The 26,140-nt window shown below is 62.0% G+C and carries 30 protein-coding genes; 19 read left to right on the top strand and 11 right to left on the bottom strand.

Annotation, left to right across the window (positions count from 1 at the left end):
• Positions 1–4: 4 nt before the first annotated feature.
• The 11 genes from MESOP_RS21605 (at position 5) to MESOP_RS21555 (ending at position 10,519) form a co-directional block, all read left to right on the top strand.
• Complete coding sequence (locus MESOP_RS21605; protein WP_013895473.1) at positions 5–973, top strand: manganese catalase family protein; 969 nt, start codon at positions 5–7, stop codon at positions 971–973.
• A gap of 356 nt (positions 974–1,329) precedes the next feature.
• Positions 1,330–2,064 carry a heme-binding protein gene (locus MESOP_RS21600; RefSeq protein ID WP_224729884.1) on the top strand — a complete coding sequence of 245 codons (735 nt, stop codon included), beginning with the start codon at positions 1,330–1,332 and terminating at the stop codon, positions 2,062–2,064.
• Between the two features lie 5 nt (positions 2,065–2,069).
• Entirely contained in the window at positions 2,070–3,941 is a 1,872-nt protein-coding gene (locus tag MESOP_RS21595; RefSeq protein WP_425339708.1) for a methanol/ethanol family PQQ-dependent dehydrogenase, read from the top strand.
• Positions 3,922–4,791 carry a substrate-binding domain-containing protein gene (locus MESOP_RS21590; RefSeq protein WP_013895470.1) on the top strand — a complete coding sequence of 290 codons (870 nt, stop codon included), beginning with the start codon at positions 3,922–3,924 and terminating at the stop codon, positions 4,789–4,791. Before MESOP_RS21595 ends, MESOP_RS21590 begins: the two co-directional genes overlap by 20 nt.
• On the top strand, positions 4,788–5,321 hold the full coding sequence (locus tag MESOP_RS21585) for a c-type cytochrome (RefSeq protein ID WP_013895469.1): 534 nt from the start codon (positions 4,788–4,790) through the stop codon (positions 5,319–5,321). Before MESOP_RS21590 ends, MESOP_RS21585 begins: the two co-directional genes overlap by 4 nt.
• On the top strand, positions 5,318–6,331 hold the full coding sequence (gene coxB, locus MESOP_RS21580) for a cytochrome c oxidase subunit II (protein WP_013895468.1): 1,014 nt from the start codon (positions 5,318–5,320) through the stop codon (positions 6,329–6,331). Before MESOP_RS21585 ends, coxB begins: the two co-directional genes overlap by 4 nt.
• Positions 6,328–8,304 carry a cytochrome c oxidase subunit I gene (gene ctaD, locus MESOP_RS21575; protein WP_013895467.1) on the top strand — a complete coding sequence of 659 codons (1,977 nt, stop codon included), beginning with the start codon at positions 6,328–6,330 and terminating at the stop codon, positions 8,302–8,304. The genes coxB and ctaD overlap by 4 nt, the downstream gene beginning before the upstream one ends.
• Positions 8,301–8,906 (top strand): cytochrome c oxidase subunit 3, encoded by a 606-nt coding sequence (locus MESOP_RS21570; RefSeq protein ID WP_013895466.1) that lies wholly within the window; start codon positions 8,301–8,303, stop codon positions 8,904–8,906. Before ctaD ends, MESOP_RS21570 begins: the two co-directional genes overlap by 4 nt.
• Entirely contained in the window at positions 8,906–9,247 is a 342-nt protein-coding gene (locus tag MESOP_RS21565) for a hypothetical protein (protein WP_013895465.1), read from the top strand. The genes MESOP_RS21570 and MESOP_RS21565 overlap by 1 nt, the downstream gene beginning before the upstream one ends.
• Positions 9,244–10,122 (top strand): cytochrome c oxidase assembly protein, encoded by an 879-nt coding sequence (locus tag MESOP_RS21560; RefSeq protein ID WP_013895464.1) that lies wholly within the window; start codon positions 9,244–9,246, stop codon positions 10,120–10,122. Before MESOP_RS21565 ends, MESOP_RS21560 begins: the two co-directional genes overlap by 4 nt.
• Positions 10,103–10,519, top strand: a complete 417-nt coding sequence (locus MESOP_RS21555; RefSeq protein WP_013895463.1) for a c-type cytochrome — start codon at positions 10,103–10,105, stop codon at positions 10,517–10,519. The genes MESOP_RS21560 and MESOP_RS21555 overlap by 20 nt, the downstream gene beginning before the upstream one ends.
• Before the next feature lie 17 nt (positions 10,520–10,536).
• On the opposite strand, the gene MESOP_RS21550 is transcribed toward MESOP_RS21555, so the two are convergent.
• The 8 genes from MESOP_RS21550 to MESOP_RS21515 all read right to left on the bottom strand — a co-directional run bounded on the left by MESOP_RS21550 (position 10,537) and on the right by MESOP_RS21515 (position 17,167).
• Complete coding sequence (locus MESOP_RS21550) at positions 10,537–11,340, bottom strand: ABC transporter permease (protein ID WP_013895462.1); 804 nt, start codon at positions 11,338–11,340, stop codon at positions 10,537–10,539.
• A complete protein-coding gene (locus MESOP_RS21545) occupies positions 11,337–12,062 on the bottom strand; it encodes an ABC transporter ATP-binding protein (protein WP_013895461.1) in 726 nt (241 codons plus the stop codon). The genes MESOP_RS21550 and MESOP_RS21545 overlap by 4 nt, the downstream gene beginning before the upstream one ends.
• Positions 12,059–13,021 carry a PQQ-dependent catabolism-associated beta-propeller protein gene (locus tag MESOP_RS21540; protein WP_013895460.1) on the bottom strand — a complete coding sequence of 321 codons (963 nt, stop codon included), beginning with the start codon at positions 13,019–13,021 and terminating at the stop codon, positions 12,059–12,061. Before MESOP_RS21540 ends, MESOP_RS21545 begins: the two co-directional genes overlap by 4 nt.
• Positions 13,009–14,184 (bottom strand): type 1 periplasmic-binding domain-containing protein, encoded by a 1,176-nt coding sequence (locus MESOP_RS21535; RefSeq protein WP_013895459.1) that lies wholly within the window; start codon positions 14,182–14,184, stop codon positions 13,009–13,011. The genes MESOP_RS21540 and MESOP_RS21535 overlap by 13 nt, the downstream gene beginning before the upstream one ends.
• Positions 14,181–14,855, bottom strand: coding sequence for an ABC transporter ATP-binding protein (locus MESOP_RS21530; RefSeq protein WP_049802469.1), 675 nt, complete (start codon positions 14,853–14,855; stop codon positions 14,181–14,183). Before MESOP_RS21530 ends, MESOP_RS21535 begins: the two co-directional genes overlap by 4 nt.
• Positions 14,855–15,622, bottom strand: coding sequence for an ABC transporter permease (locus MESOP_RS21525; protein ID WP_013895457.1), 768 nt, complete (start codon positions 15,620–15,622; stop codon positions 14,855–14,857). The genes MESOP_RS21530 and MESOP_RS21525 overlap by 1 nt, the downstream gene beginning before the upstream one ends.
• Before the next feature lie 10 nt (positions 15,623–15,632).
• Complete coding sequence (locus MESOP_RS21520; RefSeq protein WP_013895456.1) at positions 15,633–16,667, bottom strand: ABC transporter substrate-binding protein; 1,035 nt, start codon at positions 16,665–16,667, stop codon at positions 15,633–15,635.
• Between the two features lie 167 nt (positions 16,668–16,834).
• A complete protein-coding gene (locus tag MESOP_RS21515) occupies positions 16,835–17,167 on the bottom strand; it encodes a hypothetical protein (RefSeq protein WP_013895455.1) in 333 nt (110 codons plus the stop codon).
• Positions 17,168–17,304: 137 nt separating this feature from the next.
• Here MESOP_RS21515 and MESOP_RS21510 point away from each other — a divergent pair, with 137 nt between their 5' ends.
• The 5 genes from MESOP_RS21510 (at position 17,305) to MESOP_RS33045 (ending at position 22,444) form a co-directional block, all read left to right on the top strand.
• Entirely contained in the window at positions 17,305–18,237 is a 933-nt protein-coding gene (locus MESOP_RS21510; RefSeq protein WP_013895454.1) for an NAD(P)/FAD-dependent oxidoreductase, read from the top strand.
• 172 nt (positions 18,238–18,409) lie between these two features.
• Positions 18,410–19,696, top strand: coding sequence for an SDR family oxidoreductase (locus MESOP_RS21505; protein WP_013895453.1), 1,287 nt, complete (start codon positions 18,410–18,412; stop codon positions 19,694–19,696).
• Positions 19,696–20,178 carry a DUF2269 family protein gene (locus MESOP_RS21500; protein WP_013895452.1) on the top strand — a complete coding sequence of 161 codons (483 nt, stop codon included), beginning with the start codon at positions 19,696–19,698 and terminating at the stop codon, positions 20,176–20,178. Before MESOP_RS21505 ends, MESOP_RS21500 begins: the two co-directional genes overlap by 1 nt.
• A 114-nt stretch (positions 20,179–20,292) precedes the next feature.
• Positions 20,293–20,619 carry a low affinity iron permease family protein gene (locus MESOP_RS21495; protein ID WP_041164212.1) on the top strand — a complete coding sequence of 109 codons (327 nt, stop codon included), beginning with the start codon at positions 20,293–20,295 and terminating at the stop codon, positions 20,617–20,619.
• Positions 20,620–22,123: 1,504 nt separating this feature from the next.
• Complete coding sequence (locus tag MESOP_RS33045; RefSeq protein ID WP_013895449.1) at positions 22,124–22,444, top strand: hypothetical protein; 321 nt, start codon at positions 22,124–22,126, stop codon at positions 22,442–22,444.
• Positions 22,445–22,491: 47 nt separating this feature from the next.
• Here the strand turns inward: MESOP_RS33045 and MESOP_RS21485 are convergent, their stop codons facing one another.
• From MESOP_RS21485 to MESOP_RS21475, 3 genes are all read right to left on the bottom strand, one after another.
• Positions 22,492–22,776: a hypothetical protein gene (locus MESOP_RS21485; RefSeq protein ID WP_013895448.1), complete on the bottom strand. Its 285-nt coding sequence runs from the start codon at positions 22,774–22,776 to the stop codon at positions 22,492–22,494.
• Between the two features lie 90 nt (positions 22,777–22,866).
• Positions 22,867–23,226, bottom strand: a complete 360-nt coding sequence (locus MESOP_RS36795) for a hypothetical protein (RefSeq protein WP_013895447.1) — start codon at positions 23,224–23,226, stop codon at positions 22,867–22,869.
• Between the two features lie 430 nt (positions 23,227–23,656).
• Complete coding sequence (locus MESOP_RS21475) at positions 23,657–24,520, bottom strand: ATP-dependent DNA ligase (protein ID WP_013895446.1); 864 nt, start codon at positions 24,518–24,520, stop codon at positions 23,657–23,659.
• 395 nt (positions 24,521–24,915) lie between these two features.
• Here MESOP_RS21475 and MESOP_RS21465 point away from each other — a divergent pair, with 395 nt between their 5' ends.
• From MESOP_RS21465 to MESOP_RS36245, 3 genes are all read left to right on the top strand, one after another.
• A complete protein-coding gene (locus MESOP_RS21465; RefSeq protein ID WP_013895445.1) occupies positions 24,916–25,146 on the top strand; it encodes a hypothetical protein in 231 nt (76 codons plus the stop codon).
• The gene (locus MESOP_RS33915; protein WP_245264926.1) at positions 25,097–25,384 is read left to right on the top strand and encodes a DUF982 domain-containing protein; all 288 of its coding nucleotides are present in this window, start codon (positions 25,097–25,099) and stop codon (positions 25,382–25,384) included. The genes MESOP_RS21465 and MESOP_RS33915 overlap by 50 nt, the downstream gene beginning before the upstream one ends.
• 124 nt (positions 25,385–25,508) lie before the next feature.
• On the top strand, positions 25,509–26,069 hold the full coding sequence (locus MESOP_RS36245; protein ID WP_245264924.1) for a hypothetical protein: 561 nt from the start codon (positions 25,509–25,511) through the stop codon (positions 26,067–26,069).
• The last annotated feature ends 71 nt before the right edge of the window (positions 26,070–26,140 follow it).

Here is a 26,140-nt window from a genome sequence, read left to right as displayed (position 1 = left end):
GTCCATGTTCATGCATAACAAGCGCCTGCAATACACCGTTCGCGTCTCGGAGCCCAATCCCCGCCTGGCCTGCATGATCATGGAGCAGTTCGGGGGCGCCGATGGCGAGCTTGCCGCGGCGATGCGTTATTTCACGCAGGGGCTTGGCGAAGACGATCTTGGCCGTCGCGACATGTTGCTGGATATCGCGACCGAAGAACTCAGCCACCTCGAAGTGGTGGGATCGATCGTCACCATGCTGAACAAGGGGCTCAAGGCACAACTTGCCGAGGGCCAAATGAAAGAAGCGGACCTTTACCTGATGATCGGCGCCAGCGGTACAACGGCCAAGGAATCGATTCTGTTCGGCGGCGCTCCCGCGCTTTGCGACTCAGCCGGCGTTCCCTGGACCGCCGCCTATGTCGACTCGCGCGGCGAGCCTACGGTGGACCTGCGATCCAATATCGCCGCCGAAGCGCGCGCCAAAATCGTTTACGAACGCCTCATCAACATCACCGACGACCCGGGCATCAAGGACGCGCTCGGCTTCCTGATGACGCGCGAGATTGCTCACCAGAAGTCGTTTGAGAAAGCACTCTATGCGATCGAAAACAATTTCCCGTCAGGCAAGCTCCCGGGCGTCGAAAAGTTCGCCAGCATGTACGTCAACACCTCTCAGGGCGACGGCGACGTCAATGGCCCATGGAATTCGGGCGAAGAGTGGGATCGGATCGATGATCTCGAACAGGTGATGCCCGTCGATGGCGGAGACGGCCTAGCGACCGTCAAGTTGGGCGCCAAAGACATGAAGGTGGTGGCCAAGATGGCCGAGCGTACTCTTTCCGATCCCGCTTCCGATCCGACTACAGGCGCTGACCTGGGTGCCGGTCCGGGAGCCGGTCGTACCAAGAACGTGGATTTCGGAGGCGCGGCCGACATCGAGGAAGCTCCGGCCGCGGCAGAGCGCGCCGCCAAACGCTCACGTAAGGGTTAGTTGAGAGCCGAACGTCGTTGCGGGAGCAGCGACGTTCGGCGACAAGCCTGGAACAGGTCGGTGGTGAACGCCCTCGCAAGGCAACAGCCTTGTCGCGGAGAGGCGAGTGCCTCCGCGGTCCCCGTTTTCGCGTTTCAGGTGCTCGCCGCAGGCGCCGTGAACGGCTAGCGTTCCAATCCAGCTGCACGAATTTTTCCAACGCAGGAACATAGAAGCATTCTGCGAGTTACGCACCGACCGCGTTGAACTCACCCTCCTGTTTCGGGTTTGCAGGGTGCTCTTTTGGTGTCGAACGAATGCGCAGGACGATGTGTGGCCGTCAGCTTTTGGTGCCTGTCTTTGGTCTGCTGTTGCTGATGGCTGACCTGTTCCACGCCGACAAGGCCATGGCGCAGCAGCCCTGCCCGGCCGATCACGACAAGCTGCTTACAACCCTCAAGGCCAATGTGAAGGCAAGCGGCGGACCGGCCAATGGCGGCTTTGACACCAATGAATGGGCGGCGATCATTGCCCGCGACGGCACTGTCTGCGCGGTTGCGTTCAGTGGACCTGCCGTCGATTCGCAATGGCCGGGCAGCCGGCTGATCGCAGCGGAGAAAGCCAACACGGCCAACGGCCTCAGCCTGGCTCAGATGGCGCTGTCGACGGCCAATCTCTACGCGGGAGTGCAGCCGGGCGGGCCGCTGTTTGGCTTGCAGGCGACCAATCCCGTCAACCAGGCCGCGGCTTATGCGGGCGATCCCAAAACCTTCGGAAGCGCGAGCGATCCGCTGGTCGGCAAGCCGATCGGAGGCGTCGTGGTGTTTGGCGGCGGGCTTGCCCTTTACGACGGCAAGGGCATCGTGGGCGGCCTCGGCGTTTCCGGGGACTCCTCATGCGCCGATCACAATGTCGCCTGGCGCATCCGGGCCGCGCTCGGCCTCGACAAGGTTCCCGCAGGCGTCAACCCCAATCGCAAGGACGCCATTGTCTACGATCTCGACCCCGGCGGCAAAAGCGCTTCCGGCTGGGGCCATCCGCTTTGTGCCGGCACCGAGGCCGACATTGCAGCGGAACTCGGTGCCGGCGTGGGAGGCTCGATCCATAAATGAAAGGCATGCCGCAGCTGGGACCAACGCGCGTTGACGCAGGACGACACACCCGCACGTTGGCCACCCGGAATTCCCTCGGCACGGGCATCTTTGTAGTAACGTTGCTCACCTGGCTCCCGCTCCAGGGCGCTGTCTCGGAGCCCTCTAAGACAGAAGCGATTGCACCGCCCGCCGCAGCCTCGCCACCCGATGACGGTCAATGGGCGATGCCGGCCAAGAACTATGCGTCGACGCGCTTCAGCGAACTCTCCGAGATCAACGAAGGCAACGTGAAGAACCTGCAGGTTGCGTTCACGTTCTCGACCGGCGTGAACAAGGGGCAGGAAGCAGCGCCCCTGGTCGTCGGCAACACCATGTACATCGTCACGCCATTCCCCAACTTCGTCTATGCGCTCGATCTCTCCAAGCCCGGCGCGCCGATGAAGTGGAAGTACGAGCCCAATCCCGAGCCGGCGGCACAGGGGGTGGCCTGCTGCGACGTCGTCAATCGAGGGGCGGCCTTCGCCGACGGGCGCATTTTCTTCAATACGCTGGACGGCCACACCATTGCCCTCGATGCGAACACCGGAAAGCCGATCTGGAACACGCATATCGGCAACATCAACATCGGCGAGACCATCACCATGGCGCCGCTTGTGGTGAAGGGCAAAGTGCTGGTCGGCAATTCCGGCGGCGAGATGGGCGTGCGCGGCTGGGTCAAGGCGCTCGATGTGGGAGACGGGCATGTCGTCTGGACGGCATACGGCACCGGCCCCGACAAGGACGTGCTGATAGGGCCGGACTTCAAGCCGCATTACGACGCGGACAAAGGCAAGGACCTTGGCGTAACCACTTGGCCGCCGGAAGCCTGGAAGATCGGCGGCGGCAACATGTGGGGCTGGATTTCCTATGATCCCGATCTGAACCTGATCTTCCACGGCACTGGCAATCCAGGACCATGGAATCCGGATTTGCGGCCGGGCGACAACAAATGGACGTCCGGCATTTTTGCGCGCGATCCCGACACCGGGGCGGCGAAATGGTTTTATCAGTGGAGCCCGCATGACCTCCACGACTATGACGGCATCAACGAACAGATCCTGCTCGACATGACCTGGCAGGGCAAGCCGCGCAAGGTGCTGGTCCGGCCGGAGCGCAACGGCTATCTCTACATCCTCGACCGGACCACCGGCGAGGTCCTGTCGGCAAAGCCGTTCGGCCCCGTCAACTCCAGCAAAGGTGTCGATCTCAAGACGGGCCGGCTGATCGAAAACCCGGACAAGAAGACCGGCACCGGCAAGGTCGTTCGCGATATCTGTCCGACGGCATCGGGTCTCAAGGACTGGCAGCCGTCCGCGTTCTCGCCGAAGACCGGCCTGCTCTACATCCCGCACAACAATCTGTGCATGGATGAAGAAGGCGTCGAGGTGAATTACATCGCCGGCACGCCCTATGTGGGAATGAACGTCCGCATGATCCCCGGCCCCGGCGGCAATCGCGGCGCCTTCACCGCCTGGGACATAGCCGCGGAGAAACCCGCCTGGAGCTTGAAGGAGAATTTCCCGGTGTGGAGCGGCGCGGTGGTGACCGCGGGCGATGTGGTCTTCTACGGCACGATGGAGGGCTGGTTCAAGGCGGTCAGCGCTAGGACCGGAGAGCTGCTTTGGCAGTTCAAAACATCGTCGGGCATCATCGGCCAGCCGATCACGTATCGCGGACCCGACGGGCATCAATATGTCGCCATCCTCTCCGGCGTCGGCGGCTGGGCCGGCGCCATCGTCTCCGGCGACCTCGACCCACGTGACGCCACTGCCGCGCTTGGCTTCGTCAACGCCATGAAGGATCTGAAGAACGCGACCACGGCGGGAGGCACGCTCTATGTGTTCCGGCTCCCTTGATGTGTTCGAGACAGCCGTGAGGCTGGGACGCTGGGCCCTCGTGCTGCTTGCGATTGGCATCGGCACGCTGGCCCCGATGCTTGCGGCGACAGCGGCCGATGCACGCGAGCTCAGGGTATGCGCCGATCCCAACAACATGCCCTTCTCCAATGCGGATGGTCAGGGCTTCGAGAACAAAATCGCGCAAATCGTGGCGGGCGAGCTCGGGGCAAAGCTGTCCTACACCTGGTGGGCCCAGCGGCGCGGCTTCGTGCGCAACACCCTGAAGGCCGGATTGTGCGATCTTGTTCCCGGCACCCCGGCTAATCTCCAAATGCTGCGCACCACCACGCCATATTATAGGTCGTCCTACGTTTTCGTCACGCGCCAGGACGGTCCGGACATCGGATCCTTCAACGATGCGCGCCTGCGCGAATTGCGGATCGGCGTTCAGCTCATCGGCGACGACGGCGCCAACTCGCCGCCGGTCCAGGCGCTTGGCCGCCGCGGCATCGTCGGACATCTCGTCGGCTATCCTGTCTATGGCGATTATTCCGCGCCCAATCCTCCGGCGCGCATCGTCGAAGCGGTGGCCGCGGGTCAGATCGATCTCGCCGTCGTATGGGGACCGCTTGCCGGCTATTTCGCCGCTAGGCAGAAGGTGCCGCTCCGCGTCACGCCGGTCGTGCCTCTCATAGACGGGCCACTGTTGCCGATGGTCTACGACATCTCCATGGGGGTACGCCGCGAGGACGATGCGTTGCGCGGCGAAGTGAATGCCGCGCTCGCCAAGCACAGGGCCGAGATCAACGCCGTGCTGGCCCAGTACGGCGTTCCCCGTCTCGACGCTTCCGGGAGTACGGTACGATGATGCGCGCGGTTGCCGTGCTGGTTTCGGCAACGATGATCCTGGCCGCCTGCCAACGCGAGGAGCGTGACACGCGCCCGCAATCGGCGCTCGGATCCGGCGAACAGCCGACGCCTGTGACCACGCTGGAGCCGGGCGGCCAGCGACCCTCCCCCACCGACAACAAGGCGGCGAGCTTCGCAGCCAACGCCTTCCACATGAGCGAGGGCAAGCGTCTGTTCAGCTGGTTCAACTGTTCGGGGTGCCACGCCAATGGCGGCGGCGGCATGGGGCCGGCGCTGATGGACCAGAAGTGGATCTATGGCAGCTCGATGGAAAGCATCCATGCCACGATCCGCGACGGCCGGCCGAACGGCATGCCGAGCTTTCGCGACAAGATCCCCGACGACCAGATCTGGGAGCTTGCGGCTTATGTACACTCGCTGAGCGGCAACGCGCCGTCTTCCGCCGCGCCGCAACGCAATGACGACATGATGGTGCATCCTTCCGAAAACCGCATGCCGGACGCGGCCACGCTGGGGAAGTCGCCGTGAACCGCCTCATCTCGATGGCGTTCGCCACCGCCGGCACTCTGTTGCTCCAGGGATGCGCGGGCTGGCAATCGGCCCTCGACCCGAAAGGTCCCGCCGCGAGCGAGTTGGCGTGGCTGATCTGGTTCTTCACCGGCCTCTGCGCGGTGGTGTGGGTGCTGGTGATGATCGCCCTCGCCGCGCCGCTGATGATGCGGTCGCGCGCGCAGGCGGAACCGCTCGCGATCGACGCCGGCGCCGACAGCCGGAAGTTGCGCGTGGTCCTGACCGCCGTGGGATTGACCGCCATGATCCTGATCGGGCTGACGCTGCTGAGCTTCTTCGCCAACAGGACGCTCGCCGCGATCGGCTCGGACGCCGCGCTGACCATTCGGGTCACGGGCCATCAATGGTGGTGGGAGGTACGCTATGAGGATGCCACGCCGAGCCGCATCCTGACCACGGCGAACGAGATCCATATCCCTGCAGGCGAGCCGGTGCGGCTTCTTCTGACCTCGACCGACGTCATCCATTCCTTCTGGATTCCGAGCCTTTCCGGCAAGCTCGACCTCATTCCCGGCCACGTCAACGTGCTCGACATCAAGGCCGACAAGCCCGGCGTCTACCGGGGCCAATGCGCCGAGTTCTGCGGCGCGCAGCACGCAAACATGGGCACCTTCATCATCGCCGAGCCGCGTGCAAAGTTCGACGCCTGGTGGAACGACCAGTTGCAGCCGGCCGCTGCTCCGACCGGGGACGAGGCCAAAGCCGGCGAAGATCTGTTTCTGCGGCGCCCCTGCGTGATGTGTCACAGGATAGGCGGCACGGCCGCGGGAGGAACCGTCGCCCCCGATCTCACTCATATAGCCAGTCGGCAGACGCTCGCCGCCGGAACATTGACGATGAGCCGCGGCAATCTCGCCGCCTGGATAGCCGACCCGCAAGGCATCAAGCCCGGGTCGCACATGCCGGTGGTCGATCTTAGCGGCGACGAGCTCAACGCCATCGTCGCCTATCTCGAGGGTCTGAAATGAGCAGCGCTGACCTCACAAGCCAGCGCGACCTGCCGCCGGAGCGCGAAACATCCGCCAAGGGCGATGTCGCACCCGAGCATGACGGACCGCGCGACACCGGCATGGACGATGCCAGCCTGCATCGCTGGCTGGCGCGGACATGGCGCACGCCGCCCGGCATCATCGGCGCGCTGTCGAGCGTCGATCACAAAGTCATCGCCCGGCGCTATCTGATCACCGCCTTCGTATTTCTGTGCCTGGGCGGGCTCAATGCGGTGGCCATGCGCATCCAGCTCTCAGGTCCACAGCGCGGTCTGATCGGACCGGACCTCTATAACCAGCTGTTCACCATGCACGGCGTTACCATGATGTTTCTGTTCGCGGTGCCCATCGTGCAGGCGACTGGAATTTATCTCGTGCCGCTGATGGTCGGCACCCGCAACATCGCGTTCCCTCGCCTGAACGCCTTCAGCTATTGGATCTACGTTTCGGGTGGCGTTTTCGCCTGGGTGTCTTTCGCGCTCAACATGGCGCCCGATGTCGGCTGGTTTGCTTACGTGCCGCTGTCCGGCCCCGAATTCGCACCGGGCAAGCGGGCTGACGTCTGGGCGCAGATGATCACCTATACGGAAGTGTCGTCCCTGGCCGTCGCGGTGGCGACCATCGTTACGGTGTTCAAGCAGCGGGCGCCCGGTATGTCGCTGGACAAGATCCCGCTCTATGTCTGGGCGATGCTGGTCACTTCCTTCGTCGTCGTTTTCGCGATGCCGGCGGTGATGATCACCTCCACCTTCCTGATCCTGGACCGGCTGGTCGGCACCCATATCTTCAACCCCGCGGAAGGTGGGGACGCTCTGCTGTTCCAACATCTCTTCTGGTTCTTTGGCCACCCGGAAGTCTACATCATCTTCCTGCCGGCTACCGGCATGGTGTCTTCGATCATCCCCGCCTTCGCCAGGCGGCCGACCTTCGGCCACCTCGGGCTTGTCCTGTCGCTGATCGCGGTCGGCTTCCTCTCGTTCGGGCTTTGGGTCCATCACATGTTCGCCACCGGCTTGCCGAAGCTTGGCGCCAGCTTCTTCACCGCATCCAGCATGATGATCGCCATTCCGAACGGTGTGCAGATCTTCTGCTGGCTCGCGACTTTATGGGACGGCAGACCCGTGGTTCGGACCCCATTGCTGTTCGTCTTCGGCTTCTTCTTCATCTTCGTCATCGGCGGCCTGACCGGAGTCATGCTCGCCTCGGTGCCGTTGGATCTCCAGGTCCACGATACCTACTTCGTCGTCGCGCATTTCCACTACGTGCTGATCGGCGGCTCGGTGTTTCCGCTGCTTGGCGCGGCTTATTTCTGGTTCCCGAAGATCAGCGGCCGCATGATGAGCGAACGCCTCGGCCGCTGGCATTTCTGGCTGGCGTTTATCGGCTTTAATGCCACCTTTTTCCCGATGCATCTCGTCGGGCTGTGGGGCATGCCGCGAAGGGTCTACACCTATCCGGCCGAACTTGGTTGGGGAAACATCAACCTTTTCATCTCGGCCGGGGCGGTGCTCTTCTTCCTGAGCTTCGTCCTGTTCACTTTCAACCTTGCGCATGGCGCGCTGAAGGGCGCACCGGCCGGAAACAATCCCTGGGATGCCGGAACGTTGGAATGGGCGACGTCTTCGCCGCCGCCGAGCTATAATTTCGCGCGCATTCCGATTGTCACGCATGTCGAGCCGCTCTGGGCCGAGCGCGAAGCGCTGCCCGTGGCGACAGGGTTGCGGGTCGATGCGCGCGAGCTTCTCATCTCGACCGTTGCGGAAGCCCATCCAGACATTCGCGAGAAATCGGCGACGCCGTCGATCTGGCCGCTGCTTGCGGCGCTCTCCGTCGGCGGTACCTTTGTCTATTCGATATTCACGCCGTGGGCGATTGTCTGGGGCGCCGCGCCGATCGCCATCACTTTGGTCGGATGGTTTTGGCCCAAGGGCGATCCGGAGGACGAGGAATGAGCCAGCGTCCTGAGCTAGATCTTTCCGGCCTCCCGACTTTTGGACATGGCCCGCGCAGCCCGACTTGGTGGGGTACGCTTGGTTTCATGGCGCTGGAGGGCACGGGCTTTGCGCTGGCCGCAGGCGCCTACCTCTATCTGACGACGGTGTGGCCCAACTGGCGTCTAAGCGCTCCGCAGCCTAACCATTGGCCGGGGACGATCGTGACCCTGCTTCTCATCGTCAGCCTAGTGCCGAACCACATCCTCAACCGGTACGCCAAGCAATGCGCGATCGGGCCGGTGCGGATCGGCATGGTGGTGATGTCGCTGCTCGGCTTGGCTCCGCTTGTCGTGCGCTGGTTCGAGTTTCCGGCGCTGAACATCTATTGGGACACCAATGCTTATGGATCCATGCTCTGGGTGCTGCTCGGGCTGCACACCACGCATCTCATAACCGATATCGGCGACACGATCGTTTTGACGGTGCTGATGTTCACACGCCACGGCTATAGCGGCCGGCGCTTCGGCGATGTCGGCGACAATGTCTTCTATTGGGATTTCGTGGTCCTGACCTGGATCCCGATCTATCTGCTCATCTACTGGATGCCGAGGCTGGGCTGATGCGCGCGTTGCGAATGGGAACGTCCTGGGGCGGTCTTCTGTCAGGGCCGATGGCTTGGGCAATCTCCACGCAGCTGAACTACGCAATCGTGCCGTGGCAGTGCAACCGTCAGGTCGAGGTGGTACTTCCCTCGGCACTGATGCTCGTCGTGCTTTCGCTGCTCGGCGGCGCCTTGTCATGGCGGGCGGAGCGGCAGGGCGGCGCCGCCTTCAAGCCGGAGCGCACGCGCAGCACCGAGCAATTCGTCGCCAATCTCGGCATGTTGTCGGCTCTGCTGTTTGCACTTGTCATCGTCATGCAAGGCAGCGCCGCGCTTATCCTGGACGAGTGCCTGCGATGAACCTCGACGCGCTGTTCTCAACCTCGATCTGCTATGGTGCCGGCGCCCCGGAAGCCGGATGGACGCTCGCGCTGCCCATTACGCTGCCGCTTGCCATACTCGGTCTCGTCTATGTCGTGGGTGCGAGCCGGCTCTGGCGGCGCAGCGGCCGCGGTAGGACATTGCGGTTGCGCCAGGCGCTGCTGTTCACGGCCGGATGGGGCGTGTTGACGGCCGCGTTGGTCAGCCCCATTCATGCGCTCGGCGAGCAGGTGTTTGCCGCGCATATGATTGAGCATGAGCTGCTGATGGCCGTGGCGGCGCCGCTGTTGGTCGCTGCCTGCCCGGCCGCGGCCCTGATGTGGGGCCTCCCTAGCCGGTTCCGCCGCGTTCTGGGAATTGCCGGGCACGCCGAATGGCTGAAGGCGGTCTGGGCTTTCGCAACCCGGCCGCTCAGCGCGACCATCATTCACGGCATCGCCATATGGATCTGGCATATTCCGGCGCTGTTCGTGGCCGCGCTGGAGCGCGGCGTGCTGCACTATGCCCAGCATGCGAGCTTCCTTGGAACCGGCCTGCTGTTCTGGTGGGCGATCTCGCCGCGCTCCGGTCGTCAGCACAACTATGGCGGCGCGGTGATGCATCTCTTCGTCACCTCGCTGCACACTGGCCTGCTCGGCGTTCTCCTGTTGCTTTCGCCACGGCTCTGGTACCCGGAGAACGCCGTGGGGGCGGCGCTGTGGAATTTGAGCCCCCTCGAGGACCAGCAGCTTGCCGGGCTGGTGATGTGGGTGCCGGCCGGATTGATCTATGGCGGGGCGGCATTGCTGCTGGCCGGGCTGTGGATCAGGGCGAGCGGAAGGAGGGAGGCGGCGCATGCGCTCGGGCCTGTCTAAATTGCTTGCCACCGCCAGTGCCACGCTGCTGCTGCTCATCGCCGTTGTGGTCGGGCTGACCTGGCGGTCCGATCGGGCCGCGCGCATCCGGCACGAGGCGCAGGCCGCCACGGGCGGTGACGTTGCGCGCGCTCTGCCGATCATGACCGCGAATGGCTGCTCCGGCTGTCACACGATTACGGGCGTGCCGGGCGCGCAAGGGCAAGTCGGCCCTCGCCTCGACGCAAGCCTTGCCGACCGTGTCATTATCGGCGGCGTCATGGCCAACAATCCGGAGAACCTGGTGCGCTGGATACGATCGGCCAGGGAGATCAATCCGCACACGGCCATGCCATCGACAGGGATCACGGAGCAGCAGGCGCGCGATATCGCAGCCTACCTCTATGCCTTGAAGTGATTGGAGCAGTTTATCGTTCAGCTTCCGGGGCGCCGCGACCACAGGCCGCGACCGGGGTCATAACCGACCACGGCAGCGAGGAAGAACGCGAGCAGACAGATGAATACGACGAAGGCTGAAGCGGCATCGAACCGCAGATACAGCGCAAAGCGGATCAACTCGACCGCCGAGCTGAACGGGTTCCACGCGGCGATCGTTGCCAGGACCGGCCCCGCCTCGGCGAGACGCCACAGCGGATAGAGCGCCGTCGAAGCAAAGAACATCGGGAAGATGACGAAATTCATCACGCCGGCGAAGTTCTCCATTTGCGTCGAGACCGACGATACGAGCAATCCGAAGGCGCCAAGCATCAGGCCCGACAGCAAGAGCGCCGGAAACGCCGCGACATAGCCGAGAGCCGGCGGCCGGACGTCCCAATAGCGCGCGATAACTAGGAATAGATAGACCAGAGGCATGACGACAATGACGCTGGCCAGCAGCCGCGCGGCAAGCAGGTACCAGCGTGGCAACGGCGCCGTCAGCAACAGGCGCATGCTGCCCATCTCGCGGTCGTAGACCATGGCCAGCGAGCTCGCCATGGCGTGGAAGAGCAGCATCATGGCCGCCAGCCCGGGCACCACATACACTTCGTAGAGCACATAGGTCTGGTAGGGCGGCGTGATCGACAGGCCGAGAACGGAGCGGAAGCCGGCGGCAAAGATCGCCAGCCAGACAAGCGGCCTTACCATCGCTGAGAGCAATCGGCCGCGTTGCCGCAGCGTGCGTAGCATCTCCCTGCGCAGGATACCGTTCAGCGCCCGCACGGCGTGAGACGTTTTCATTCGGCCCCCGTCAGCAACGCGAAGGCTTCCGCCGTGCTGGCGACACCGAGATCGGCAGCGAGGCGATCGGCGCGGCCGGCCCAGCGTACTGTTCCTCGATGCAGCACCACCACATCGTCATCGGCCGTTAGTTCCTCCAGAAAATGCGTTGCCCACAGAACAGCAATGCCGCGCTCACGGCAAAGCTCCCTTACGTGCCGCTCGAGCGCGCGGCGGCCCGGCACGTCGAGCCCGGTGGTCGGCTCGTCCAGCAGCAAAAGGCGTGGGTCATGCATCAGAGCGCGTGCGATCTCGACACGGCGACGCTGCCCCCCGGAAAGCGCGCGGACAGGATCGTCGATCCTGTCGGCCACTTCGAGCCGGCTGAGCTCCTCAATGGACCGCTCTTTGCTCAACGCCTTAGAGAGCCCATGCAGGGCAGCATGGTAGCGCAGGTTCTCGCCGGCCGTCAGGTCGAGGTCAAGCGTCAGCTGTTGGAAGACAACACCCATTTGAGCAAGAGCGGTTGACGGGCTCGCCTTCATCGCATGGCCAAGGACAAGGACTGACCCGGCGCGGGCGTGATAGAGCCCGGTGACAAGCGAGAACAATGTCGTCTTGCCGGCGCCGTTGCGTCCAAGCAGAATGCACATCCCGCCCTCCGGCACCGAAAACGACACCTCGTCCAGAACCCGCCGGCTTCCGAAACTGTGGCTGAGATGCTCGACCGACAAGACGTTCATGGGCCGATCACCACGCCCCATGGACCGCGGCCTACCGGCAGCGATTTCACCACCTCCTGGTTCTCGATATCGATAAAGGAGATGTCGCCGGAATTGCCGTTGGCGCTGACCAGACGCTTCTGGTCGGCGGAGAGCGCAACGTGCCAGGGCCGTAGGCCAACAAGGTAGAGCCGACGGACCGTCAGCGTTTTCACATCGACTTCAGCCACCCTGTTGGCTGGTCCAAGCGCCACGTAGGCGGTCGCGCCGTCGCGCGAAATGGCCAAGCCGACCGCCTGCACGCCCTCGGGTCGGATACCCGGCACCGCGAACTCGATCTTGCCGGTTTGCGCGCGCGTTGCCGTGTCGAAGACGGTGACGGTGCCCCGTATCTCCGACGAGACCCACAATTGCTTACCATCCGGCGAGAATGAAGCCGCTCGCGGTCGGGTGTCGACGAGCAGATTGTCGACCAGTTCGAGCGTGCCTGCGTCGATCAGATGGACCATGCTGGTGGTCTCCGACGTGCAGGCGACATAGCGGCCATCGGCGCTGGCCGCCATGCCTTCCGGTTCGACGCCGACATCGACCGTGCCGATGACTTTGGCGGCGGCAATGTCCACTACCGACACCAGATTGTCGTTCTCGTTGGCCACGAACAGCCGCTTGCCGTCCGGATGGACCACGAAGAATTCCGGATCGGCTCCCGAGGGCAACTGCCCGACCATCCGGCGCGTCGCGACGTCGACCACGTCGATGCGGTTGTCGTCACCTTCCGCGACGAACAGCGCCTTGTTGTCGACCGAAAGCGCCAGTCCACGCGGACGTCGGCCGACGTCGATCGTCGCCATCATGGTCATTGTCGCACCATCGACGACCGCGACAGTATTGTCCTGCTCGTTGGACACGTAGATGGTCTCGGCGGCGGCGGGAGCAGGAAGTACGAACGACGCCAGCAACAGCGCCATCAGAACTTGCATAGGCTCTCCTCCAGGTCGATGCCCAGGGTATCGAGCGGCGTGCGCTGATGCAGGAAGCCCGGTTGCGGCGAGCTGGAAATCAGCAGGCGCGGCCCGGCGATCAAGATGGGCTGGCGCATCTGTCCATCCCAGGCACGGAAACTGAGCCCCTGCCCCTTGAAGCCGGCGAGAAGAAACGTGTCGCCGCGCATGTATCTCCCGATTGCCGCGGGATCGAGACTGTGCAGACGCGTCGCTGCCTCGCCGAGGCTGCGTACCGCGAGCCAGGCGGCGTAGTCGCTGGGCAGCATCCACCGCCCCGCCTGCCTGCGGAAACGATCCTGCAGTTGAGTTGCGCCCCACTCCTCGCTCACGGGGCTCCAGCCGGTCGCGACCAGCCCTTGCGTGCCGGCGATGATCCTCGGCAGGGCGGTGCGGCCCTCGAGGTAGGCGCCGAATTCATCCGCCTCGTCGGCGGCCACGAGCACATCATAGTCGCTGACCTGCGTGACCGCGGGTATTTCGGTTTGCAGCGTGACGTGCCCGGTATCGGCGCGTCCGTTGGCGGGCCTGAACGTCCACGGCTGGTCGATCGTGATCTCGGCTCCGAAGCGAGCCGCCGCCCTTCGAAAAGCCGCCGCCATGGCCTGATCCTGCGGGTGCGGCCCCACAAGCAGGAACCAATGCTGCCACCGCTTCCAGACGAGATATTGCGCCAACCCGTCGGCGAGCATGGCGCGGCTCGGAATCGTGTGCAGCACGTTCCTGCGGCAATCCTGCTGGCGCAGCACGTCGTCCGGCGCTCGGCTGTTGAGCAACGTCATCCGCTCGGCTCCGGGCGCGGCACTGGCCTGCAGAAGCTGACCGGCATCGAGATCGGCAATGACAAAGACGATGCCGGCATTGGCGAATTGCCTTACCGCGTCGGCCGGAGGTTCAGTGGGCGCCAGGATCCTTTCCTCCAACCGAAATTTCTGCCCAAGAAACCGGCCGGTGCTGTCGTCGTCGGCAATACCGAGCCTTGCGCCTTGCAGGCCATCATCGGCGACGGTTTCGTCAAGGGGTCCCAAGGGCAGAGCCGGTTTGCGCTGCTGGCCGATATAGCCGATTAGCATTGTCTGTTCCTCGGCGGCGCCAGGGCCGGCGATCAACAGAAGACAGAGAAGGGCCAGCACCAGTCTCATTGTACCGGACTTCCCAGCCTAAAGCGCGACGATCCGGCTTCATCGCGACGTGAGATTGCCACATCGCGCACGATGCGCGCCGGCGATCCTTCCAGAACGATGACCCGGTCGCCCAGCGACGAGGCGTATGCAAGATCGTGGGTGACCAGCAGCGTGGTGGGGCGCCGCTTGGCGAAACTATCCTGCAGCAGGCGGCGCATGGCTTGCGCCGTCGCCTCGTCGAGTGATGCGAACGGCTCGTCGAGGAGCAGGAGCGCGGGCTCGACGGCGAGCGCCCGGGCGAGCGCTACGCGCCGCGCCATGCCGCCCGAGAGACGTTGCGGAAAATCCTGCTCATGACCTTTCAAGCCGACAGCGGCGAGCCACCGGGCGGCATCGGGCGCGTGGCCCGGGACGGCGAGTTCGACATTGCGCAAGGCGGTGAGCCACGGCAGCAGCCTCGGCGTCTGGAAAAGCATGCCTACTGGAAGCGCGCGGCCGCTCACGCTGCCGGAGAATTCGCCGTCGACCCCCGAAACGATCGACAGCAGCGTCGACTTGCCGACACCGGACGGGCCGGTCAGGACGCAGACCTGCCCGTCGGCTATATCGAGCGACAGCGGACAAAAGATCGTCCGGCGTTGGCCGTCGTCACCCGGGAAAGTCTTCTCCTCGATTCTGATCCTGAGCATCAGCGTCGCCATGCGAGCAGACGGCGTTCCAACGGCACAAGCAGCCCATACTCTATGGCAAGCATCACGACGCCGAAACTGATGGCATAGGCAAGGATGTGGGTGACGTCGAAGTTCTGGAAATAGACCTGCAGCTGGAACCCGACGCCGTTGGAGCGGCCGAGCAGTTCGGCGAGCAGCACGATCTTCCACGTCAGTGCCAGCCCGTTGCGCAGGGTAACCAGGAAGAAAGGCGCCAGTTGCGGCAGCACGACATACCGCAGCATCGCAGCGCGGCCGAAACGATAGAGCTCGGCCATTTCGGCAAAGTCCTTGTCTAGCCGGCCGGCGCCTTCACGGATAGTCACCACAACATTGGGGATCTTGTTGAGCGCGACGGCCAGGACAAGCGCCGTGTCGGCAAGGCCCAGCCAGATATATATCAGGATGACGGTGATCAGCGCCGGCATGTTGAGGAGCAACACGATCCAAGGCCTCATCCAGACGTCGGCCCTGCGCGAGCGGCCTGCCGCATAGCCAAGGACCGCTCCGATCAGGATTGCCGCCCCAAGGCTTGCGGCGACGCGGGCGAGCGAGATGCCGAGATGGTACAGCAGCTCGCCCCGAACCGCTTCGTGCAAGAGAACCGACACAACCTGGACCGGACCGGGAAACAGCCTATTGGCGGCAATCGATGCCGCGATCTGCCATGTAAGCACCATGGCAAGCAATGCCGCAGCGGACTGCCAACGCTGAATGTTGGTGGTAATGGCTGAGACCTCGGTCATGATCGCCAGCTCAAGCCAGTATGGGCCAGAAAACACCGGGATCCAAGCTCGTTGCCTTGCCGACCAGATCCTCGCCGCCCAATTCAGCCAGAATTGCAAACAACCGCGCCGCGCCATCACGTTCGTCTTTGCCGAAGCGACGAGGGATTCCGGCCCGATAAGCGTCGCGTAGCGCCGCCTGGAGGTGAAGATCGTCAGTGCCCAATTGCGGCGCAAGCATCCGCCATTCGTCGTCCGAGGACGCGAGCAGCGACTTCGCCGCCACAGTGGCGTTCGTGAATCGCGCGAGGGCGATCGGGTTGGCTCGGGCCCAGCTTTCATGGAAGACGTAGCCGAGCATCGGCAGTTCCCTGGATACGCCAAGCCCCTGCAGCACTTGCGCGACGCTGAGCAGAGGCCTTGCTCCCCCCGATTCGAGACGGGCGGCGAAATTCCAGAATGTCAGCAGGCCATCCAGTCGCCGCGCCAGGAATTCCTGCTCCAACAAAGGCGGCGCGCCGAACACCGGATACACCTCTTCAGCAAGATCGCGCTTCACCTGACGGAGGCCGAGCGCGCGCAACAGAATCCAGCTTTTGTCCAGCGGCCCACCCGCGATCCCCAGCCTTTTGCCCTTGAGGTCCGCAAGAGTTCGGATGGGCGAACCTTGTGGCAGTTCCAATGCGCCGACGGCACGAGAATAGGGATAGAAGACCAGATCGGCGCCTTCGCTCCGCTGGCGCATAACCCACACCCAATCCGAAACGATAACGTCGACACTGCCCGCCAACAATGCGGTCTTGCCCGCTTCGGCTCCAGCAAGCCGCTGCGCCTCGATTGATACTCCGAATGCAGTGTCCAACGCGTGCCGCCGCATGACGTCGACTTCCCAAGCAGCGGTGCCATATCCCAGCACGCCAAACCGCACGCGCGGCTGTGGCCGTGCCTCGGCTTCCGAGGAAACAGCCAGCAGCCAGCAACCGATACCTGCAAGAGCCGTCCGCCGCGAGATGTGGCCCTGTTCGTGCCGGGTGAGCCATTCGCCTGGGAGGTTCGCAGTTAACACGGAGCAGCACCGGTGTGAAGGAACTCAGCTAACGTCTTGGCGGCAGGAATGTTCCTCTACGGTGCATGGAACTAACTCGGAATTGACCTGGCGCCCATTACGAGACGGGCCTCGCTATGCCACCTCCCGCGGGATTGGTCAGGCGAACGGAAGGCGGTTGTTAGGGCCTACGGCCCCCTCTTGGGATCATCGACCTCCAGCGCGTCCATCACAGGCGCCAGATCGTCCCCTTCGGATCTCAGGCTCTGCACCGCGGCGTTCTTTATCGTTTGCTCGATAGCATCCTCGATGTTTCCGAGTTCGTCCTCCCTTACGTCGTGCCCGTAACCAGCCACCTCGGCATCCTGTTCGAATTGCTGGGCGAGCACCGTGACGCTGACTTCCTCTCTGCCAGGAAGGGTGCCGACGTTCTCCTGTAACCAATTTTCAAAAGATTCTCTGGTCGCGCTCATCTCAGACCCTTTCGCCAGATTAAGCACGGCGGTGATCCGAAGTTCCATGACGGCTTCACTTTCCTGGTGGCGCTGTATTCACGGGATGGCAGCTACGACGTTTATGCCTCGGTTCAAGGCTCGCTCTTGTTGGGTGTCCATTCGACACCACGTGGAACAAGGTTGTTTCGCGTGGGTTGGGCGCTATGCCATGTTCTTCCGGCTCACAAATTTTTGACGTTGCTATCGTCGGCGGCGGCCCAGCAGGGCTCGCCGCAGCCACGTATTTGGCCAGGTTTCTGCGTTCGGTGATCTCATTCGACGCGGGGGATGCGCGTGCCAAGCTCATTCCAAAATGCCATAACTGTCCCGGCTTCCCCGACGGCATCAACGGGGAAGAACTGCTCGGCCGCCTACGAGCCCAAGCACGTCTATACGGGGCGAGTGTCGCCGACGGTTACGTAGCTCACGCCGAAAAACGCGAGGGATATTTTCTTCTGACGACGGCCTGCGGGATGGTCCAAGCAAGGCGCGTAATTCTGGCAACGGGCATTGTGGACAAGGCACCTTCGATTAAAGGACTGCAGCAGGCGATCGCGGATGGCATTGTCAGACTATGCCCGGTTTGCGATGCGTATGAGGCCAGGGGCAGCCGCATCGGCGTCGTTGGCCCGGAGCATCTCGCCGTCAGGGAGGCTCTGTTCCTGAAGGAATATGGCAGTCGAGTTGCCTTGCTCGCCAACCACCCGGATGATGTTTCCGAGGCTGCCCGCGACGTCGCATTGGCAGGCGGAGTAGAAATCTGGGACGCTGTCGATGACCTGATCCCTCGACGAACCGGGTTCGATGTCGTCATGGCCGAGGGCGCCCCGCTGCGCAACATTGATGTGGTGTACCCCTCCATGGGCTGCGACGTACGCTCCGAACTCGCGGTTGCGCTCGGGGCTATCCGTGACGAAGAGGGCTATGTCCTGGTCAATCGGCACCTTGAGACTTCAACGCCAGGGCTCTATGCCATCGGTGACGTGGCGGAGGGGCTCAATCAAATTGCCGTTTCGTTCGGACATGCCGCCACGGCTGCAACTCACATTCACAACGACCTGCGCGATTGCGCCAAGCCGGCGCCGAAATGTCGATGAAGTAGACCTGCAGATGCGAACGCACTCTACCGCCGGCCACTCTTCGCTGCATTGTCGCCTGGAGCTTGTTCCACCGGTGTGACACTGCTGGCTTCGGCCTTGATCAAGTTCTCTCCGGCGCGGTGGCCGGGTCTATGAAGGCGCACGCGCCGGCGAACGGCGGGAGGAAGGAATGAAAGTTCTCGTCACCGGCGCGTCGGGTCTGATTGGGGACGCGCTTTGCGCGCGCCTGACAGGTGAGGAACATGAGGTAGTTCGCGTGCTTCACCGCCCAGGTACTGGCGTCCACCCGGATATCCCAACAATTTCTCTGGATATGGCGCGGGCCTTGCGACCTGAGGATTGGACGCCCTATCTGGCCGGTGTGGACGCCGTCGTAAACTGTGCCGGCGTTCTGCAGGATAGTGCCCGGGAAAACACCCGGCATGTCCATTCGACCGGCGCCTCGGCTCTCTTCATCGCGTGTGAGCAGGCAGATGTGAACAAGGTTATCCACTTTTCCGCCATCGGGGTCGATCGCCAGCAGCCGTCCGCCTTTTCCATCAGCAAGCTCGCCGGCGATGAAGCATTGATGGCGCGCAGTCTTGACTGGGTGATCCTGCGCCCATCGGTAGTTCTGGGAAGGCCGGCTTTCGGCGCCAGTGCGCTTTTTCGCGGCCTCGCGGCTTTGCCGCTCTTGCCTGTGATGCCCGACACGGGCCGGCTCCAGGTCGTTCAGCTCGATGACGTGATCTCCACCGTTCTCTTTTTCCTCGAACCCGGCAGTCCATCGCGCCTCACACTTGATCTGGCTGGGCCCGAGGCGCTTTCGATGAGAGAGGTCGTGGGTTGCTATCGCCGCTGGTTCGGATGGAGCAGTGCTCAAGAGTTCATCTTGCCCAATTGGACCGCAGCTACCTTGTACAGGTTGGGGGATGCCGCGGCTCAGCTAGGCTGGCGCCCGCCGATGCGCACCAATGCTGCAAAAGAGATCACGCGTGGCGCTGTCGGCGATCCCCAGCCGTGGATGAGGGTGACCGCCATTCAGCCATCTAGTCTTACAGCCGCGCTATGTCTAAATCCTGCGACGGTGCAGGAGCGATGGTTCGCCGGTCTTTACTTTGTGAAGCCGGCGCTGTTTGTCGTTTTGCCGCTCTTCTGGATTTTGACCGGTATCATTTCCCTCACCGCCGGCTGGCGCAGCGGAGTTGACTTGCTGATTGGCACTGCTGCCGGCGCCTTGGCCGAACCGGCGGTCGTCGCCGGCGCGCTGGCTGACATGGTCGTGGGGGCGTTTATCGCTTGGCGTCCAACCAGCCGGCTTGGTCTTTTCGGCGCTATCGCGGTAACGCTTTTCTATGCGATCGCTGGGAGCATTCTGCGGCCGGATCTTTGGTACGAGCCACTCGGGCCGCTGTTGAAAATCTTCCCGATCCTCGTTTTGCATTTTGCAGCGCTGGCCATTCTGGAGGAACGCTGATGATGTACTTTGTGCTCAAATACCTGCACGTCATCGGTGCGGCTGTGCTGCTCGGGACTGGCGCCGGCATCGCGTTTTTCATGCTTATGGCACACCGGACCGGAAACGCCGCGACGATCGCCGCCGTCGCCCGCATTGTCGTCCTGGCTGATTTCCTGTTCACGGCTACGGCGGTTGTCGCACAACCTCTGACCGGACTAGGCCTTGCCTGGCTTGCGGGGTATTCACTGTCCGAAGGCTGGATCGTCCTCTCGATCCTGCTTTACATCGCAACCGGCGTGTTCTGGCTGCCTGTCGTGTGGATGCAGATCGAGATGCGAAATCTGGCGACACAGGCCGCCCTATCCAACCAGGCCCCGCCCGAGCGCTACAATCAACTGTTCAGACGCTGGTTTGTCTTCGGCTTCCCGGCTTTCGGCGCGGTCCTCGCCATTTTCTGGCTGATGATTGCGCGCCCGGCAATCGCATGGCCAGCGTTGTAGCTAGGCACGATCGGCAACCATCATCCTGTCAACTAGCCTGTCGCGCCTGGCAGGCTCATGGCGGCGCAATGTACTGCGCTCGGGAACAAGGCTCGCCGCCGCAAGTTCTTTGGGATGACCAACCATCCCGTCACCCGCGTGCTTACCTCAATCGGCACATTGACCTCTCGTCCCGCGGCATTCCTGATCTTGTTGGTCTATGCGGTGCTTTGGATGATCTTCGAGCGACAGAGCCTGGACTGGCATGGAGCGGCCACCTTGTTCACCTGGGCCATGACGCTGTTCATTCAGCGAGCAGAGCACCGCGATACCCAGGCCATCCATGCCAAACTGGACGAGATCCTGCGATCAGATCACAATGCTTCCAACATCACCAGCATCGACGATGAAGAGCCCGAGGAAATCGAAAAACACCGCCATCGCAAACAGGAGGGCGATTGATGAGCGGCGCTCCGGTTTGCGGCAGGGCTTCAATCGAGGATTTCCGAGATAAGGCCGAACTCAATGGCCTCTGCCGCCGTCAGGTAGCAGTTCGTCTTCGCCCTTCGCGAGCAACTCTGTTCCTGACGCGGCACGAGAACGCCCGGAGCCAGTTCGAGCATCACGCTTATGAAACGATGCAGACGGGGCGTAGAACGGCCGGCTAAGGGCTGCTGCTCTGTGCGGCACTGCGGTTCGTAACGTCATCCCGACAATGGGGGGTAGCTGGGCCTTCACTATGGTTGGATTTATGCCTGTCGCCCCCATGCTTCGTGAAGGATGTTTCTTCCGGTGAGAAGCTATTCGTGGTTGCGATGCTTAGCGATTTGGGGCTCGTGCATCTATTTCTTCCGACATGTCATTGGCTGGCTGTTCTTCGCGGCCGCTGGAATGAGGAAGGCGATCCGCTAAGCCGGCAACCTCTCGCTTGTGTAGATGCTTCTGGCCGGATAGCGGATCGAATTCACAAGCTCCACGCGCTGCTTGACCACGCCGTGTGACATGATCCCATAGCAGCCCCTCGTGACGCTTGGCTGTGTATTCACGCGCGCCATCCCTGAACGTTCGAAAAGCTTTCATTGAGCCGGTCAAGCTGCACAGCTGGACACTTGGAGCGGGACAATGAGGTTCGACGGAAATCCGGCGAACAGCCGCATTGGGGAGGCGAATGCCGTCGGCACAAGAGCATCCCAAAAGGGCTATCGGCGGCTCCATCGTGGGAGCGAAAAAAGAAGAGAAGCAGAACTTTCGTGTGCGATTTTTGCACACAGAAGCTCGTAACTAGCTGATTTTACTTATGTATCTGCCCGATCCATCATCCGATTTATATCCGGCCCTATCCGTCGCTACTACGCTAGGGAACGCCGAGGTTGTCGGTCCTGCACATGGCTCGTAAACAACCGAGGTCTATTGCGGCTGGATTTCAAAGCCAAGGTGTGCGCCGGCTCGAATGTGCAGACCAATATACTACGCCTCGTTTGTTCTGTCGTGACCACTCGGCTTCGAGCATCCCGACGCGAGACCGCCACCGACGCTAATGATAATGAGCGTGGGAAGAAAGCGGACTCATTGCCAACCGCTGCACACCGGCTGGCTAATCATGACCTGAAATCGCGAAGGGTAGGCTTAGGTGAAAGGTTGCACTGCGCCCGTGGGAACCGATCGCCCACATGCGCCCACCATGCGACCCGATGATTGAACGGGCTACTTGAGGCCCCATGCCCGTTCCGTCTTGGCGGCGGGGGGAGCTCGACAACGGATCACGTCCGTGGCTGCGACGTAGCGCCCTCCCCGCACTCACGTGATGACCACATATTTTGTCGGAGGCACCCTATCTAGAGACAGGGAAGCCCGCCACCGTGAGGCAGCGGGCCAAATTGCGTCATCCAACTCAACGCGCTGCCGTGCCCTAACCAGCGCCACCTTCCTCGCTTGTTTCCGCCATCATCGAGCCGAGGAACACGGAATGACGCGCCTTTCCGTCGCCAAGGAGCTTGAGAACGCCGCCGATAGCATCGCCGACATGTCTCGGACGGATCTTCAGATCATCTTCGGCGGGGCTGCATTGATGCTCCGGAACGTCGCAGGCCTCCCGCTAGAGCCAGCCACGGAGGAAGCACTGAACTCCATTGCCGCCGAAATGAAAATCGGCCGTCGGATCTCATTCAGATCGTCCTGCGTGAGTGGCTGGAGACTCCGGATGATTGACGAGGAAAGCGAGACCGACGGGAGCCCTTACCAACATGGCTCGCAAGGGAATGGCCTGCAGAAAAAGGCCCGTGCCTAAGGGACGGGCCAAATACGTTTCGGGAACTATGCCTAGAGCGGTTATTCTTAGCCGCCCATCTTCTTCGCCATGGCGCAGAAATCCGCGTGCGACTTGTTGAGCGTGGTGTCGCCGCAGTCTTTCAGCACCGCCGTTTTTTCATCCGGCTTCATGGACATCCATGCGGTCTTGAAATCCGCTTCCGACCTCAAGGTTTTCATGCCGGCATCCGTGAAGAAAGGTGACATCGTTGCAGGATCATCGAGCGCGGAGGTGGTGTTGCTGCCTGCCAGCGCTGAGCCCGTCATAATTGCGAGCGCCATCGCGCCCATCGTAAGCATTTTGATGCTCATTTTTTCCTCCGTTAGTTCTACACGCGCAAATCGCGTGACCTGGGGAAAAAACGTCGGCGTCTGAACTCTGTTCCCGCATCTTGCCGATTCCTAATCGACAGCCCTCGGACGCTTGACGAGAATTTGCGACGGCGGACTTGATGCCGTCGCTACGCGCATCGCGGGCATTGTCAGATCTGCAGGTTCGGCTGATCGATCTCCGCCGCTACCGCCCAGCCTTAGGGGGCAGCACGGTCCCGTGGTGTTCCACCGGATGAACTCGACTTCCTTGCCGGTCACTTCCCGCACGGCTTTCAACAGCGCCTCATGCAAGACACGCGTCTGCCTGTAGTGGTCGCAGTGTGGCGATATGAACGGCTTTATGATGCTCAAGTGAAGGGCTTCCGCAGCCGCCAGAAAGCGCTCGATTTCAGCCTGCGATAATTGCTTGGAAGGTTTTGATCTGGCCATTGGTGGCGAACTCCGTTTGAGGGTGATCGCCGCGACTTGAGGACTATATTCCTGAACTTGTCGGCGCGGCAACCGCGCCCGGCAAAACCGCCGCTCATTTTGTACGAAATCAACCAACCCTCTCAGCGGGGAACACGCTCAGCGACTGAGCGTTGATGGGATCATATAACGCCGCCGCCGCACTGAGGCGGGGCTGAGGTTCGCGTATGTTGAACCAGCGTGGCTTTAGAACCTGCATCAGCCCTTACGATCTGGCTGTTTGCCAACGTGTCTTCGACAGGGTTTGCGCCGCCGAAAATCTCGATCCCCTAAGCCGAGACGCTGCGATATTAGCATCGATGGTAGTTGGGATTTTTCGAAATGCTCACACCAACGAACGCGAATTGCTCGAAGCAGTTATGTCTCGTCGCCTTCCAAAGGTCACATCCCCCTAAGTTTCCTCCCTGAAATCTAGCAGCTTGGCGTGGCGGAGCTTTTCCTCTCCCTTCAGGAACCGCACGCGACCGACGAGACCAGGCTTCAGCCATTCGGCCTTTTCCTTCTTGAGACCGATAGGCGGCGGCCCGCCGACTTTCCCTTGCACGCGATCCCATAGTCGCTGACGCTTGTCGGCTTTGAAGGCAACGAAAGCGCCGCCGGCATATTGACCCTTGTCGGCCATGAGCACCATTGCGGGCTTACCTGCCTCGCGCTGCACCCCGATGATGTCCATTTCTTTTTCGGTATAGCACTTGATCTTGCGCCAGTTCATCGTCGGGCCGCTGCGGTAGACGCTGTCCTTACGCTTTGAGACCATGCCCTCCAGCCCTGCCCTGTCCACCCGGCTATAAACTGCGGCCCCGGTGCCGGGCATGGCTTTGCTGACCTGAATGCGACCGACGGCTGGTATCAATTCCTGCAGGATTTCGCGGCGGTCTTCCACCGGCATGTTGCGCAAATCATGCCCGTTCAGGTGCAGGAGATCGAACGCCACCAGATAGAGGTCGCGCGACGGCTTCCGGCGGGTGACGGCTGATTGCAGGGCGGGGAAGTCGGACAAGCCGGCCTCGTTGACTGTGATCGTCTCGCCATCGATGATGAAACTTTCGGCCTCGATCGCCTCCGCCTCTCCGGCAAGTTCGATATAGCGGCCGGTCCAGTCGTAACCGTTCTTGGTGAACAGACGGATCCCGTCTTCATCCTTGATAATCTGGGTGCGATACCCGTCAAATTTGATCTCATGGAGCCATTCGTCGCCTTGCGGTGGCGTGTCGACCAGCTCGGGTTCCATCGGTTTGATGAACTTCAGAGGCATGCGCTGACTCGCATAGTGCGATTCAATTAGTGCGCGCTAAAATGGTTCCGGAACATTTTAGGTAAATTGAAAGTTCGACGGGGATGACGAAGCTATCCGATCTTGGACCACCAATCCCCGGCAAACAGCATGGCGGCGAGCCGGCCGACGAGAACGACAATTTCTATACCTGCCCGACTTGCGGGCAGCAGGTCGACATGCGCGACTTGCGCCAGGTGATTTGGCACGAACGGCCGAAGCACAAACCGCTCCTCCTGTTGGTAAATTAGGCGGCGACATTCAGAGCGCCCTTTATCAGGGCTCCGCATCCGCTCTGTACGCTTCCGGCTCTTGATTTTTCCAGGGCGCGCTCCCCAGAATAGCTGATTGAGTTCCTGTCTCTTCGGGAGGATGGGATGGACATTCAAGCACCTGTCTGGCCTGTGCAGCAAACAGCGAAAGAGCTGGTCTGCGAGACCCTTCTTGGTTCTCAACCCGGCGACATAATCTCCGTAAAAGCGACGATTGCAGAAGTCCGCGAGCGTGGTCGTGAGCTCCATGAAACCGACTGCCAGTTGGTCGCAATGATCGTCGATTTTGCCGTCAAACGCGGGCTGTTCGTGGCATTCGACGTCCGCGAGCCCTAATGCCGCGCTGGTTCGCTCCCCCGGTCTATGTGAGGACCGACCGCCCTGGGTTTCGCCTTGGGGTCCCCGTGTCGATGCTGCCGCAGAGGAACTCCTGAAGTGGCCCAACCGTGGACCCAGATGGCGACTGGCGGCTGAGGCATGCCTTTCGGCCATGGATGGCAAGATGCCAACCAACGAGTTCCGACTGCTGTTTGAGGACGCGGCTCAGGAGGAGGAGATGCTGCTGCCCGATTAACATGTGTTAGTCCGCGGGGAAGTTCGGGACTTCCGTTCGTTGCGCGTCGGGCGCAACAGCAAGCCGCTAGCTTCCGATGACCTCAGGTGCAGTCCTAGTTGTGGAGGATGAGAGCCTCATCCTGTTGGACGTCGAGCAATCCCTCGTTGAGGCAGGGTGCGAGGTCATAGCGGTTTATACAGGCGATGACGCCATCGCGGCCTTTGATCGAGCAGGGTGGAGCAACAGCCTAGGCAGCATCACAGGTCGCCCCCAGGTCAAATTGCGCTCCCTCCAATGTGAGACCAAAGTCCCATCGGCGGACGCAAAGGTCCTATTCCAGAAACATAAGGCGTTCCGCTTCATTGACACGAAACTGACGGACAAACGTCCCTTCACCGTCAGTTCACAAGATGCCCGATGCCCGCCGCCTCCTGGTGAGGCAGCGGGCATTATGTTTGCGGAGAGCAGGATGCAATTTGGAGAGATCATTGCGAATGTCTTGGCCACCGCCCTGCTCGTGTGCGTGCTGGCAGCCGTATTATTTCTGTTTGGGGGGCCGATTTGGCCCGAGCCCAAGGCCAGGATGGTAATCCTTCTCCCGGCCGATGCCATGACGACGGCTTCCGTCAGGAAAGGCAACGAACCGAGCTTGCCAGAGACCTTTGATATTAAACGCGCGCTGCCCCGACCCAAACTGCAATAGACGCCCCCCGTCTGCTACGTTAGGTATCCTTAATAAATGGTTCGTGAGGGGTGGCGGTGTCGTATCAGATA

Source organism: Mesorhizobium opportunistum WSM2075 (genome assembly GCF_000176035.2).
Lineage (GTDB): Bacteria > Pseudomonadota > Alphaproteobacteria > Rhizobiales > Rhizobiaceae > Mesorhizobium > Mesorhizobium opportunistum.
This window is presented reverse-complemented; position numbering and strand designations above follow the sequence as displayed.

Bases quoted from the DNA above. Each gene is read 5' to 3' on its own strand.
- MESOP_RS33045 (WP_013895449.1), top strand. From the start codon at position 22,124: ATGACGCGCCTTTCCGTCGCCAAGGAGCTTGAGAACGCCGCCGATAGC.
- MESOP_RS21585 (WP_013895469.1), top strand. From the start codon at position 4,788: ATGATGCGCGCGGTTGCCGTGCTGGTTTCGGCAACGATGATCCTGGCC.
- MESOP_RS21595 (WP_425339708.1), top strand. From the start codon at position 2,070: ATGCCGCAGCTGGGACCAACGCGCGTTGACGCAGGACGACACACCCGC.
- MESOP_RS21560 (WP_013895464.1), top strand. From the start codon at position 9,244: ATGAACCTCGACGCGCTGTTCTCAACCTCGATCTGCTATGGTGCCGGC.
- MESOP_RS21535 (WP_013895459.1), bottom strand. From the start codon at position 14,184: ATGAGACTGGTGCTGGCCCTTCTCTGTCTTCTGTTGATCGCCGGCCCT.
- MESOP_RS21555 (WP_013895463.1), top strand. From the start codon at position 10,103: ATGCGCTCGGGCCTGTCTAAATTGCTTGCCACCGCCAGTGCCACGCTG.
- MESOP_RS36795 (WP_013895447.1), bottom strand. From the start codon at position 23,226: ATGGCCAGATCAAAACCTTCCAAGCAATTATCGCAGGCTGAAATCGAG.
- MESOP_RS21565 (WP_013895465.1), top strand. From the start codon at position 8,906: ATGCGCGCGTTGCGAATGGGAACGTCCTGGGGCGGTCTTCTGTCAGGG.
- MESOP_RS21485 (WP_013895448.1), bottom strand. From the start codon at position 22,776: ATGAGCATCAAAATGCTTACGATGGGCGCGATGGCGCTCGCAATTATG.
- MESOP_RS21505 (WP_013895453.1), top strand. From the start codon at position 18,410: ATGAAAGTTCTCGTCACCGGCGCGTCGGGTCTGATTGGGGACGCGCTT.
- MESOP_RS21545 (WP_013895461.1), bottom strand. From the start codon at position 12,062: ATGAACGTCTTGTCGGTCGAGCATCTCAGCCACAGTTTCGGAAGCCGG.
- MESOP_RS21515 (WP_013895455.1), bottom strand. From the start codon at position 17,167: ATGGAACTTCGGATCACCGCCGTGCTTAATCTGGCGAAAGGGTCTGAG.
- MESOP_RS21570 (WP_013895466.1), top strand. From the start codon at position 8,301: ATGAGCCAGCGTCCTGAGCTAGATCTTTCCGGCCTCCCGACTTTTGGA.
- MESOP_RS21540 (WP_013895460.1), bottom strand. From the start codon at position 13,021: ATGCAAGTTCTGATGGCGCTGTTGCTGGCGTCGTTCGTACTTCCTGCT.
- ctaD (WP_013895467.1), top strand. From the start codon at position 6,328: ATGAGCAGCGCTGACCTCACAAGCCAGCGCGACCTGCCGCCGGAGCGC.
- MESOP_RS21530 (WP_049802469.1), bottom strand. From the start codon at position 14,855: ATGCTCAGGATCAGAATCGAGGAGAAGACTTTCCCGGGTGACGACGGC.
- MESOP_RS21590 (WP_013895470.1), top strand. From the start codon at position 3,922: ATGTGTTCCGGCTCCCTTGATGTGTTCGAGACAGCCGTGAGGCTGGGA.
- MESOP_RS21465 (WP_013895445.1), top strand. From the start codon at position 24,916: ATGGACATTCAAGCACCTGTCTGGCCTGTGCAGCAAACAGCGAAAGAG.
- MESOP_RS21600 (WP_224729884.1), top strand. From the start codon at position 1,330: ATGGCTGACCTGTTCCACGCCGACAAGGCCATGGCGCAGCAGCCCTGC.
- MESOP_RS21475 (WP_013895446.1), bottom strand. From the start codon at position 24,520: ATGCCTCTGAAGTTCATCAAACCGATGGAACCCGAGCTGGTCGACACG.
- MESOP_RS21500 (WP_013895452.1), top strand. From the start codon at position 19,696: ATGATGTACTTTGTGCTCAAATACCTGCACGTCATCGGTGCGGCTGTG.
- MESOP_RS21510 (WP_013895454.1), top strand. From the start codon at position 17,305: ATGCCATGTTCTTCCGGCTCACAAATTTTTGACGTTGCTATCGTCGGC.
- MESOP_RS21495 (WP_041164212.1), top strand. From the start codon at position 20,293: ATGACCAACCATCCCGTCACCCGCGTGCTTACCTCAATCGGCACATTG.
- MESOP_RS21550 (WP_013895462.1), bottom strand. From the start codon at position 11,340: ATGAAAACGTCTCACGCCGTGCGGGCGCTGAACGGTATCCTGCGCAGG.
- MESOP_RS21605 (WP_013895473.1), top strand. From the start codon at position 5: ATGTTCATGCATAACAAGCGCCTGCAATACACCGTTCGCGTCTCGGAG.
- MESOP_RS21525 (WP_013895457.1), bottom strand. From the start codon at position 15,622: ATGACCGAGGTCTCAGCCATTACCACCAACATTCAGCGTTGGCAGTCC.